The organism is Edaphosphingomonas haloaromaticamans, from assembly GCF_001853345.1.
GTDB classification, from domain to species: Bacteria; Pseudomonadota; Alphaproteobacteria; order Sphingomonadales; family Sphingomonadaceae; genus Sphingomonas_E; species Sphingomonas_E fennica.
In genome coordinates this window covers 1965368-1976215 of sequence record NZ_MIPT01000001.1, presented here as the reverse complement: position 1 = coordinate 1976215, position 10848 = coordinate 1965368, and the positions used below count along the sequence as shown (strand labels likewise).

General features: G+C 67.9%; 13 protein-coding genes. 9 read left to right on the top strand and 4 right to left on the bottom strand.

Going from position 1 to position 10848, the window contains the following annotated elements; genetic code table 11:
• From ppk1 to BHE75_RS09030, 3 genes are all read right to left on the bottom strand, one after another.
• The coding region (gene ppk1 / locus BHE75_RS24925) for a polyphosphate kinase 1 (RefSeq protein WP_254684405.1) at window positions 1–1410 on the bottom strand (1410 nt) is incomplete at its 3' end.
• 22 nt (window positions 1411–1432) lie between these two features.
• Window positions 1433–2041 (bottom strand): HdaA/DnaA family protein, encoded by a 609-nt coding sequence (locus BHE75_RS09035; protein ID WP_070933656.1) that lies wholly within the window; start codon window positions 2039–2041, stop codon window positions 1433–1435.
• Entirely contained in the window at window positions 2038–3303 is a 1266-nt protein-coding gene (locus BHE75_RS09030) for a hypothetical protein (RefSeq protein ID WP_084653038.1), read from the bottom strand. The genes BHE75_RS09035 and BHE75_RS09030 overlap by 4 nt, the downstream gene beginning before the upstream one ends.
• A 59-nt stretch (window positions 3304–3362) precedes the next feature.
• Here BHE75_RS09030 and purM point away from each other — a divergent pair, with 59 nt between their 5' ends.
• The 3 genes from purM to BHE75_RS09015 are packed head-to-tail and all read left to right on the top strand — an operon-like array spanning window position 3363 to window position 5390.
• A complete protein-coding gene (gene purM, locus BHE75_RS09025) occupies window positions 3363–4457 on the top strand; it encodes a phosphoribosylformylglycinamidine cyclo-ligase (protein WP_070933654.1) in 1095 nt (364 codons plus the stop codon).
• Window positions 4447–5028 (top strand): phosphoribosylglycinamide formyltransferase, encoded by a 582-nt coding sequence (purN, locus tag BHE75_RS09020; RefSeq protein WP_070933653.1) that lies wholly within the window; start codon window positions 4447–4449, stop codon window positions 5026–5028. Before purM ends, purN begins: the two co-directional genes overlap by 11 nt.
• A complete protein-coding gene (locus BHE75_RS09015) occupies window positions 5025–5390 on the top strand; it encodes an MmcQ/YjbR family DNA-binding protein (protein WP_070933652.1) in 366 nt (121 codons plus the stop codon). Before purN ends, BHE75_RS09015 begins: the two co-directional genes overlap by 4 nt.
• Here the strand turns inward: BHE75_RS09015 and thiS are convergent.
• Window positions 5387–6391: a sulfur carrier protein ThiS gene (gene thiS / locus BHE75_RS09010; RefSeq protein WP_084653036.1), complete on the bottom strand. Its 1005-nt coding sequence runs from the start codon at window positions 6389–6391 to the stop codon at window positions 5387–5389. The genes BHE75_RS09015 and thiS overlap by 4 nt on opposite strands.
• Before the next feature lie 115 nt (window positions 6392–6506).
• Between thiS and aroQ the strand changes: the two genes are divergently transcribed.
• The 6 genes from aroQ (at window position 6507) to aat (ending at window position 10817) form a co-directional block, all read left to right on the top strand.
• On the top strand, window positions 6507–6941 hold the full coding sequence (aroQ, locus tag BHE75_RS09005) for a type II 3-dehydroquinate dehydratase (protein ID WP_015460273.1): 435 nt from the start codon (window positions 6507–6509) through the stop codon (window positions 6939–6941).
• Between the two features lie 52 nt (window positions 6942–6993).
• On the top strand, window positions 6994–7473 hold the full coding sequence (accB, locus tag BHE75_RS09000; protein WP_070933651.1) for an acetyl-CoA carboxylase biotin carboxyl carrier protein: 480 nt from the start codon (window positions 6994–6996) through the stop codon (window positions 7471–7473).
• A 6-nt stretch (window positions 7474–7479) separates the two neighbouring features.
• Window positions 7480–8835: an acetyl-CoA carboxylase biotin carboxylase subunit gene (accC, locus tag BHE75_RS08995; protein ID WP_015460271.1), complete on the top strand. Its 1356-nt coding sequence runs from the start codon at window positions 7480–7482 to the stop codon at window positions 8833–8835.
• A complete protein-coding gene (gene arsC / locus BHE75_RS08990; protein ID WP_070935683.1) occupies window positions 8832–9173 on the top strand; it encodes an arsenate reductase (glutaredoxin) in 342 nt (113 codons plus the stop codon). The genes accC and arsC overlap by 4 nt, the downstream gene beginning before the upstream one ends.
• Before the next feature lie 42 nt (window positions 9174–9215).
• Complete coding sequence (locus BHE75_RS08985) at window positions 9216–9995, top strand: ParA family protein (protein WP_015460269.1); 780 nt, start codon at window positions 9216–9218, stop codon at window positions 9993–9995.
• Between the two features lie 72 nt (window positions 9996–10067).
• On the top strand, window positions 10068–10817 hold the full coding sequence (aat, locus tag BHE75_RS08980; RefSeq protein WP_070933650.1) for a leucyl/phenylalanyl-tRNA--protein transferase: 750 nt from the start codon (window positions 10068–10070) through the stop codon (window positions 10815–10817).
• Window positions 10818–10848: the final 31 nt, after the last annotated feature.

The following is a 10848-nucleotide window of genomic DNA, read 5'->3' as shown; positions in this document are numbered from 1 at the left end:
AAAAAAAAAACCGAAATGGCAGTAGGTGCGGAAGCTGCCGCCCTCCCGCCGCACGACCATCGATACCTTGGCGTGCGTCTTCCAGTCGACGAAGCCGTAGACGACCTGCACGCCCGCCCGTTCGAGCTGCGAGGCCCACATGAGGTTCTGCTCCTCGTCGAAACGGGCCTTCAGCTCGACCACGGCTGTCACCGACTTGCCGGCCTCCGCCGCATCGACCAGCGCGCGGATCACCGCCGATTGCTTGCCGGCGCGATAGAGCGTCTGCTTGATGGCGACGACATCGGGATCGCTGGCGGCCTGGCGGAGGAAGGCCAGCACCACGTCGAACGTCTCATAAGGGTGATGGACGACGATATCCTTGGCGCGGATCGCCGCGAAGCAATCCCCGCCATGTTCGCGGATCCGCTCGGGAAAACGCGGCATGAAGGGCGGGAATTTCAGGTCCGGCCGATCTTCCTCGACCAGCTGCTCGAGATCCGAGATGCCGAGGAACCGTTCGGTATCGGTGATGATGGCGTCGGTGCCGACGATCTCGTCCTTCACCAGCCGCTCCAGCGATTCAGGCATGCCGGCCAGCAGCTCCAGCCGGATCACGCGGCCCTTGCGCCGCCGCTTGATGGCCGACCGGAAATAGCGGACGAGATCCTCCGCTTCCTCCTCGATTTCGATATCGCTGTCGCGGATGACGCGGAAGGCGCCATAGGCTTCCACCGCATAGCCCGGAAACAGCATCGCCGTGGATCGGCGGATCGCCGCCTCGATCGAGATATAACGCGCCTCCTTGCCGGGCAGGCGGATGAAGCGCGGCAGGGTGGCGGGCACCATCAGCAGCTCGCGGATCGGTTCGCCGTCCGCAAGCCGGCGCAGCTCGAACATCAGGCTGAAGCCCTTGTTCGGGATGAAAGGAAACGGATGGGCGGGATCGAGCGCCTGTGGCGTCAGCACGGGGAAGATCTGGTCCCTGAAATGGGCGTCCAGCCACAGGGCGTCATCCCCCGATATCTCGTCATGCGCGAGCACGACGATGCCCGCGCGCGCAATCTCCGCCCGAAGATCGCGCCAGACGAGCTGCTGCGAATCCATCAGCTGATCGGCCTCGACCTCGATCGCCGCGAGCTGCTGGGCGACCGTCAGCCCATCGGCGGAGCGGGCATCGACATCCTCGGTGAGCTGGCCCTTGAGGCCGGCGACGCGGACCATGAAGAATTCGTCGAGATTGCTGCCGGATATCGACAGGAAACGGAGCCGCTCCAGCAGCGGATGGGCCGTGTTGCAGGCTTCCTCCAGCACCCGGCGGTTGAAGCCGAGCCAGGATATCTCCCGATTGAAATAGCGCTGGGCCGGTTCGATTTCCGGTGTGACGGGATCGATTTCGACGATCGACTGCAGGGCGACGGCTTCATCCATGCGCGGGACGATATGCCAAATTTCATGAATCGTCGATGACACCCACCAGCCGCAGCGCCTCGCGCGTAAGCGGCACCGTGATCCGCGACCGGCGCTCGAGCGAAAGCTGGTCCAGCGCATCCACCACCCGCAGGATCGCGACATAGCTGCGCTCGATCCGGGGCAGCAGATAAGCGATCACGTCCGGCCCGGCGGCCAGCCCGCGCTGGCCCAGCAACCGTTCCATCAACGTCGCGGCGAGCCCGTCATCCGGCTCCGTGATCGCGACATGCGGCGTCGCCGCTATCCGCGATCGCAGATCGGGCAAGGCGATCTGCCACATGGGCGGCGGCGCATCGGCGATCAGCAGCAAGGGCAGCCGCTCCGCCTGGGCGCGGTTCCAGGCGTGGAACAGCTCCTCCTCCGGCCGGCGATCGGCATCGTCGATCAGCCCTCCGCCCGTCTTGGCGGCGAAGATGCGGCCCAGCAGGCTGCGCCCGGACTTGCGCGGGCCGGTAATCAGCGTCGCCATGACCGGCCAGAGCGCGCGATGCTCGAGGTGGCGGAGCACCTGGATATTGGCCTCGCCACGGCAGAAATCCCGCTCATCCTCCACCGCCGGCCACGCGAATGGCAGGGCGATCTGGCTCATTGGCCCGGCGTTCCGCCTGGTGCCGGCGGGGGGGCGGGCGTGGGCGCGGCCCGCCTGATACGGAGCGTGCCCGGCCCCTCATCGACCCTCCAGCCCCGCGCCTGCAAGGCAATGCGGAGCCCCGAAATCTCGCCCTCATAGGCGACGCGCATCACCGATGTGCCGCCGAGCGCGAGGCTGGTGGTATCGACCCCGCGCACGCCCGGCACGGCGCGCAGCGACGATTCGGCGACGGTGAGCGCGTTGGCGTCGGCGGTTTCCACCTGCACCGTATAGTTGACGGCGGTAAGCGGGCTTTCCTCCGCCATCGTCTCGCCGGCGAACGCCTCGTCCGAAAGCTCGGCCGGCTCCTCCTCGATCACCAGCGAGGGATCGGGCCGCAGCCGGCCGTCGCGCAGCGCCTGCGAATAGATTTCGTCCATCCGCCGCACGCCTTCGTCCATCAGCGCCGCCATGCCGTCGCCATTGGCCGCCCGCAGGGTGAAGCGATCGAGCACGACATCGTCCGGCCCGTGGCGCGCGGTGAAGCGGGCGAGGATCGGCCCGCCCGGCCAGCTCCGTTCGACCGCGACCTCCGCGACGATCACGTCGGCCGTGCCGAACTGATCGAGAATCATCCGCCACCAGCCGCGCCCCGGCCGGCCGGCCTGCGCCTCGTTCAGCAGCAGCGGATCGCTGCCGGTGCCCGTGGGCCGCACATAATCGATCGGGCTGCCGCCGGGGCGGAACCGCGCCCAGGCCCGCTGCCATTCGGTGCGGGTTTCGAAGCTGGTGGGCGTGGCGCCGGACCACATCACCGGGATGAGCAGCATCGGCGGCGATCGCAGCCCCCGCCCGTGCGCGCCGAGGAGCTGGCCGGTGCGGGCGCGATCGAACAGCACGCCCAGCCGGGCGATGTAGCGGCGCGGGCCGACCTGCTCATCCTCCACGACGATGCCGGCGACGATCGAATCGAGGGTCGAATCGGAAAGGCTGGGCGCCGCCGACACAGGCTGGCCGTTGGTGCGGCTCCACAAAAGCTGCCAGCCCTTGCGCTGGGCGATCCGCCATCCGGCGGTGCGCGCGGCATCGGCGTCGCGTGCGGCGACGTCCACGGCAACGCCGCCGACCTCGTAGCTCGACGTGCTGTCGATGGGGGCTATCCCCCTGTCACTGCCTTCAATCTGGGCGAAGACGACGCCTGCAACGCCCAGCAGCCCGGCCGCCAGCAAGGCGAGCCCGGCACGATTCAGCGGAGGCAAGGAACGAACGGCGGAGATCACCGCCGTCTTTTGGCGACTTGGGCGTGGAAATCCAAGCAGGATATGTCTAGGCGGACGTCATGAGCGACGATACCCCCTATACCTACGCCAAGGCCGGCGTCTCCATCGCGGCCGGAAACGCCCTGGTGAAGGCGATCGCGCCGCTGGCGCGCGCCACCGCGCGGCCGGGCGCCAATGCCGACCTCGGCGGGTTCGGCGGCTTCTTCGACCTGAAGGCCGCGGGCTATGCCGATCCGCTGCTGGTGGCCGCCAATGACGGCGTGGGCACCAAGCTGAAGCTTGCCATCGACAGCGGCAAGCATGACGGCGTGGGCATCGATCTGGTCGCCATGTGCGTGAACGACCTGATCGTGCAGGGTGCCGAGCCGCTCTTCTTCCTCGATTATTTCGCGACCGGGAAGCTCGACAACGGCGTGGCAGAACGGGTGATCGCCGGCATCGCCGAAGGCTGCCGCATCGCCGGCTGCGCGCTGATCGGCGGCGAGACCGCCGAGATGCCGGGCATGTATGCCGATGGCGACTATGACCTCGCCGGCTTCTGCGTGGGCGCCGTGGAGCGCGATCAGGCGCTGACGGGCACGCGCGTGGCCGAGGGGGATGTGATCCTGGGCCTCGCCTCTTCCGGCGTCCATTCCAACGGCTTCTCGCTCGTCCGCCGGCTGGCCGCCGACAAGGGCTGGAAGCTCGACCGCCCCGCCCTGTTCGATCAGGACGTGCTGCTGATCGATGCGCTGCTGGCGCCGACCCGCATCTATGTGAAGTCGCTGCTGCCCTTGATCCGCGCCGGCAAGGTGGCCGCCATGGCCCACATCACCGGCGGCGGGTTGCTGGAGAATATCCCGCGCGTGCTGCCCGATGGCCTCCACGCCCATGTCGATGCCGATGCCTGGCCGCAGCCGCGGCTGATGGCCTTCCTGCAAGCGCAGGGCAATATCGAGCCTGGGGAAATGGCCCGCACCTTCAACTGCGGGATCGGCATGGCCGTGATCGTGCGGCCGGACGAGGCCGACGGGGTTGCCGCCGCGCTCGAATCGGCGGGCGAGACGGTGTTCCGCATCGGCCGGATCGCGCAGGGCGCCAAGGGCTGCACGGTTTCCGGTTCGGCCGAGGCATGGAGCGCGCGGGCGGCCTGGACGGCCACGCATGAAGGCTGATCCGGTTCGCGTCGGCATACTGATTTCGGGCCGCGGATCGAACATGGCCTCGCTGGTGAAGGCGAGCGAGGCCCCCGACAGCCCCTATCGGGTGGTCCGGGTGCTTTCCAATGTCGAGGATGCTGGCGGGCTGGCGATCGCCGCCGCGGCCGGCATCCCGACCTGGGCGAAAAGCCACAAGGGGATGCCGCGCGCCGAATTCGATGCGCTGCTGGATGCCGAGCTGCGCGCCGCCGATGTCGAGCTGATCGCGCTCGCCGGCTATATGCGCCTGCTCTCCCCCGAATTCATCGCCGGCTGGCAGGGGCGCATCCTCAACATCCACCCCTCGCTGCTGCCGCTCTACAAGGGGCTGGATACCCATGCCCGCGCCATCGCCGCCGGCGATGCGGAAGCCGGCTGCTCGGTGCATGTGGTGACGCCCGAGCTGGATGACGGCCCGGTCGTCGCGCAGGCGCGCGTGCCCGTGCTGCCGGGCGATACGCCCGATACGCTGGCCGAACGGGTGCTGGGGCAGGAGCATGCGCTCTACGCCCGCGCGCTCGCCGATTATGCGCGGAGCCTGCGCTGAACGCGGCAGCCCTGCTCGAACGGATAAGCGCGATATGCCTCGCGCTGCCCGAAGCCGGCACCAGGCTTTCCCACGGCGCCCATGGCTTCCACGTCGCCGGCAAGAAGATGTTCGCTTATTTCGCCGACCACGGCCATCACGGCGCCCCGGTGAGCATCATGGTGAAGACGAGCGGCCGGGAAGAGCAGGAGATGCTGATCGAGGCCGATCCCGGCCTCTATTACTGGCCCGCTTATATCGGCGTTTCCGGCTGGATCGGCATCCGGCTGGACGGCGGCGAACCCGACTGGGATCATATCGAGGATCGGGTGCGGCAAAGCTATCGCCTCGCCGCCCCGAAAAGGCTCGCAAGGCTGGTTTAGATCAGCCCCGCCAGCGGGCTCGACGGATCGGCATAGAGCCTGCGGCCCATGCGGCCCGCGCGATAGGCCATGCGCCCCGATTCCACCGCGGCCTTCATCGCCTGGGCCATCAGGATCGGGTCCTTCGCCTCGGCGATCGCGGTGTTCATCAGCACGCCGTCGCAGCCCAGCTCCATCGCGACCGCCGCGTCGGATGCGGTGCCGACGCCGGCATCGACCAGCACCGGCATCCCGGCGCCTTCCACGATCAGCCGGATCGTCACCCGGTTCTGGATGCCCAGTCCCGAACCGATCGGCGCGCCCAGGGGCATGATCGCGACCGCGCCGGCATCCTCCAGCCGCTTCGCCGCGATCGGATCGTCCACGCAATAGACCATCGGCTGGAACCCTTCCCTGGCAAGGATTTCCGTCGCGCGGAGCGTTTCCAGCATGTCGGGATAGAGGGTGCGCGCCTCGCCCAGCACCTCCAGCTTCACCAGGGTCCAGCCGCCCGCCTCGCGGGCAAGGCGGAGGGTGCGAATCGCCTCGTCCGCCGTGAAGCAGCCGGCGGTGTTGGGCAGGTAGGTGATCTTCTTCGGATCGATATAGTCGGTCAGCATCGGCGCCTTGGGATCGGCGATGTTCACCCGGCGGACGGCGACGGTGACGATCTCCGCCCCCGATGCCTCCACCGCGGCGGCATTCTGCGCGAAATCCTTATATTTGCCGGTGCCGACGATCAGCCGCGAGCGGAAGGTGCGGCCGGCGACCGTCCAGCTATCCTCCTCCACCTTCGCGGCATGATCGCCGCCGCCGACGAAATGGACGATCTCCAGCTCGTCGCCATCCTCGATCACCACGTCGGTAAGGGTGGAACGGGGCACGACCTCCAGGTTGCGCTCCACGGCGACCTTGGCCGGATCCAGCCCCAGATCGGCCGCGAGCCCGGCGAGCGTGAGCCCCGCCGGCACGCGACGATGCTCGCCATTCACGCGAAGCTGGATGGTGCCGTCGATGGTCATGTTCGAAAAGGCTCCTCGAGGGGGGAATGCAATAAGGATGTCCATGCTTGGACATCGGCTTCGACCCCATATAGAAACCGCCCTACCCCGATCGCAACCGCAAGGCATCCCACGCATGGCCGATACGATTTTCGTCCTGAACGGTCCGAACCTGAATCTGCTCGGCCTGCGCGAGCCGGAGATATACGGATCGGATACGCTGGACGACATCGCCGACCGGCTGGAGGACCAGGCACGCGCGCTCGGCCTCACCATCGACATGCGCCAGTCCAACCATGAGGGGCATCTGATCGACTGGCTGCACGAGGCGAACGCGCTGCCGGCCAGGGCCGTGCTGCTCAACCCCGGCGGCTATACGCACACGTCGGTGGCGCTGCACGACGCGATCAAGGCGATCCGCGTGCCGGTGATCGAGGTGCATCTTTCCAATCCGCACGCGCGCGAAAGCTTCCGTCACAAGAGCTTTGTCGGCATGGCGGCACGGGGCACGGTGGCGGGCTTCGGCGCGCTTTCCTACACGCTCGCGCTGGACGCGGCGGCGAAGCTCTGACAGTAGCGCGCGCAACTTTGAAACAAGCAAGACAAGAGAAGGGTCAGATCCAATGACCGAGAAGCATGAGGGCCCGATCCGGGTCGACGTCGATCTGGTGAAGCAGCTGGCCGAGCTGCTGGACGCCACCAAGCTCACCGAGATCGAGGTCGAGGACGGCGATCGCCGCATCCGCGTGGCCCGCAAGGCGGCGTCGCCCGCCCCGGTGGCCTATGCCGCCGCCCCGGCGCCCGCCGCCGGCGCTCCCGCCGCCACGCTGCCGGCCGCGCCGATCGTGGAAGCCGCCCCGGCGGACCATCCGGGCGCCGTGAAATCGCCGATGGTGGGCACGGTCTATCTCGCGCCCGAACCCGGCGCGCCGACCTTCGTCTCTCCCGGCGACAAGGTTGCCGCGGGCCAGACGCTGCTGATCGTCGAGGCGATGAAGGTGATGAACCCGATCACCGCGTCGCGCGGCGGCGTCGTCCGCGATGTGCTGGTCGAAAACGGCCAGCCCGTGGAATTCGATCAGCCGCTGCTGATCATCGAGTAAGCGGCGATGGCGATCCACAAGGTCCTCATCGCCAATCGCGGCGAAATCGCGCTGCGCATCCATCGCGCCTGCCATGAAATGGGCATCCAGACGGTGGCGGTGCATTCCACCGCCGACGCGGACGCGATGCACGTGCGGCTGGCCGATCAGGCGGTGTGCATCGGCCCGCCGCCGGCGGCCGAAAGCTATCTGAACATTCCGAACATCATCGCCGCCGCCGAAATCTCCGGCGCGGACGCGATCCATCCCGGCTACGGCTTCCTTTCGGAAAATGCCCGCTTTGCGGAGATCGTGGAAAGCCACAACATCATCTGGATCGGCCCCAAGCCCGAACATATCCGGACGATGGGCGACAAGATCGAGGCGAAGCTGACGGCCGCCAAGCTGGGCCTGCCGCTGGTGCCGGGATCGGATGGGCCGCTGACGTCCTTCGATCAGGCCCGGAAGGTCGCCGCCGAGATCGGCTATCCCGTGCTCATCAAGGCCGCGTCCGGCGGCGGCGGGCGCGGCATGAAGGTGGTGCCGAGCGAGGACCAGCTGGAAAGCCTGATGGCGCAGGCGGGGTCGGAGGCGAAGGCCGCCTTCGGCGACGCCACCGTCTACATGGAAAAATATCTGGGCGATCCGCGCCATATCGAGTTCCAGATCTTCGGCGACGGCAAGGGCAACGCCATCCACCTGGGCGAGCGGGACTGCTCGCTCCAGCGTCGCCACCAGAAGGTGCTGGAGGAAGCCCCCTCCCCCGTCATCACCGCCGCCCAGCGCGAGGAGATGGGCGGCATCGTCGCCAAGGCGATGGCGGAGATGGGCTATCGCGGCGCCGGCACGATCGAGTTCCTCTACGAGGACGGCCGCTTCTACTTCATCGAGATGAACACCCGCCTGCAGGTGGAGCATCCGGTGACGGAGGCGATCACCGGGCTCGATCTGGTGCGCGAGCAGATCCGCATCGCCGACGGCCACGGCCTGACGCTGCGGCAGGAGGACGTGCATTTCCGGGGCCACGCCATCGAATGCCGGATCAATGCCGAAGACCCGCGCACCTTCGCGCCCTCGCCGGGGCTGGTGAAGCAGTTCCACGCGCCGGGCGGCATGAACGTGCGCGTCGATAGCGGGCTTTATGCCGGCTATCGCATCCCGCCTTATTACGACAGCATGATCGCCAAGCTGATCGTCTACGGCACCACCCGCGAGGGCGCGTTGCGCCGGCTGCGGCGGGCGCTGGAGGAATTCGTGATCGACGGCGTGAAGACCACCATCCCGCTGCACCAGGCGCTGCTGGACGATCCCGATTTCCAGAAGGGCAACTACACGATCAAATGGCTGGAGGAGTGGCTGGCCGGGCAGGAGGCCGCGGAATGAAGGCCACCATCTGGCACAACCCCAAATGCGGCACGTCGCGCAAGACGCTCGCGATCCTCGAGGAAGCCGGCGCCGACGTGACGGTGGTGGAATATCTGAAGACGCCGCCCACCCGCGCCAAGCTGGCCGAGCTTTATCGCAAGGCCGGCATCAGCCCGCGCGCGGGGCTGCGCATGAAGGAAGAGGGCGCGAAGGCGCTGGTCGCCGCCAATGCCAGCGACAATGCAATCCTGGATGCGATGCTGGCCGATCCGATCCTGATCGAACGCCCGCTGGTGGAGACCGAGAAGGGCGTGGTGCTGGCCCGCCCGCAGGACAAGGTGCGCGAAATCCTGTAGCATCCGTCCTTTCCGACGGATTCAGCCAATCGAGGAGCTGACATGGCCCTGACGCCCCCGCCGCACCGCAAGCAGGCAAATGGGGGCGCAGGCGCCGCGACCATCGCCGTCTTCAGCCTGAAGGGCGGCGTGGGCAAGACGACGCTGGCCGTGAACCTTGCCTGGTGCGCCGCCGCCCAATCCTCCCGGCGGACCTTGCTCTGGGATCTCGATCCGCAGGCGGCCTCCACATTCCTGCTGGGCGGCGAAACCGGCCGCAACGTGGCGCAGGCCGTGTTCGCCAAGGACGTCGCCCCGGCGAAGCTGCGAACTCCCACCGCCATAGACCGGCTCTGGCTGCTGCCGGCGGACGCATCGCTGCGCGGCCTCGATCACTTCTTCTTCGGGCTCGGCAAGAAGAAGCGGATGGCCAAGCTGATCGACGATATCGGCCGCGATCATGACCGCATCGTCCTCGATTGCCCGCCGGGCCTTACCGAGACCGCCGATCAGGCGATGCGGGCCGCCTCGCTGATCCTCGTGCCGCTGATCCCCTCCCCGCTTTCCCGCCGCGCGCTGGACGAAGTGGTGGCCCATCTGACGCGTGAGCATGGCCGCCATGCGCCGATCCTGCCGGTGTTCACCATGGTCGATCGCCGTCGCGCGCTGCACCTGTCGGCGCTGGCCGAACAGCCGGACTGGCCCGTCGTGCCGATGGCGAGCGCGATCGAGGCGATGGCCGCGCGGCGCGAGCCGGTGGGCGCCTTCGCCCCGAAATCCCCTGCCAGCGAGGCGTTTTCCAGCCTGTGGCGCGGAATAGAGCGCCGCCTGGCCCAGGCATGAGCGAGGGCAGCGGGGCCGCCCGCGCGTAAATGCTGTTCACTCCCGCCTCGCGGCGGGTTACGATCGTCCCACATGTCGCGCCTCGACCCGGATCTGCTGCTACGCGCTTACTCCGTCGGTGTGTTTCCGATGGCGGACAGCCGTGACGCCCGCGAGATATTCTGGGTGGAACCCAAGCGGCGCGGCATCCTGCCGCTGAACGGGTTCAGGCTTTCGCGGTCGCTGGCCAAGACGATCCGGTCCGATCGCTTCACCGTGACGGTGAACAAGGCCTTCGCCCGCGTGGTTTCCTGCTGCGCGGAACCGCGCCCCGACCGCCCCGATACCTGGATCAACCCGCAGATCGAGGCAGCCTATGGCGACCTGCATCTGCGCGGCCATGCCCATTCGGTGGAATGCTGGATGGGCGAGGAGCTGGTCGGCGGCCTCTACGGCGTGGCGCTGGGCGGCGCCTTCTTCGGCGAGAGCATGTTCAGCCGGCAGCGCGATGCATCGAAGGTCGCGCTCGCCTGGCTGGTGGCGCGGCTTGCGCTCGGCAATTTCCGCCTGCTCGACTGCCAGTTCATCACCGATCATCTCGCCTCGCTGGGCGCGATCGAGATCAGCCGCGACGATTATGTCGCGTTGCTGGATGCGGCGCTGGGCGCGAGGGGCGGCGGCGTGGTCGGCGGGGTTGGAGGGCTTTCCCCTTCGCCCGACGGCGTGGGGCCGCCCGACTTCTTCGCGCTGGATCGCGGGGCGCCCTGCGATGATCCGGCGGACACGGTTTCCGGCCCTACATCGGGATGGCGCATCGTGCAGCTTTTGGGCCAGACATCGTAGATCGGATGCTCGACCATGTTGAGCGAGGGCG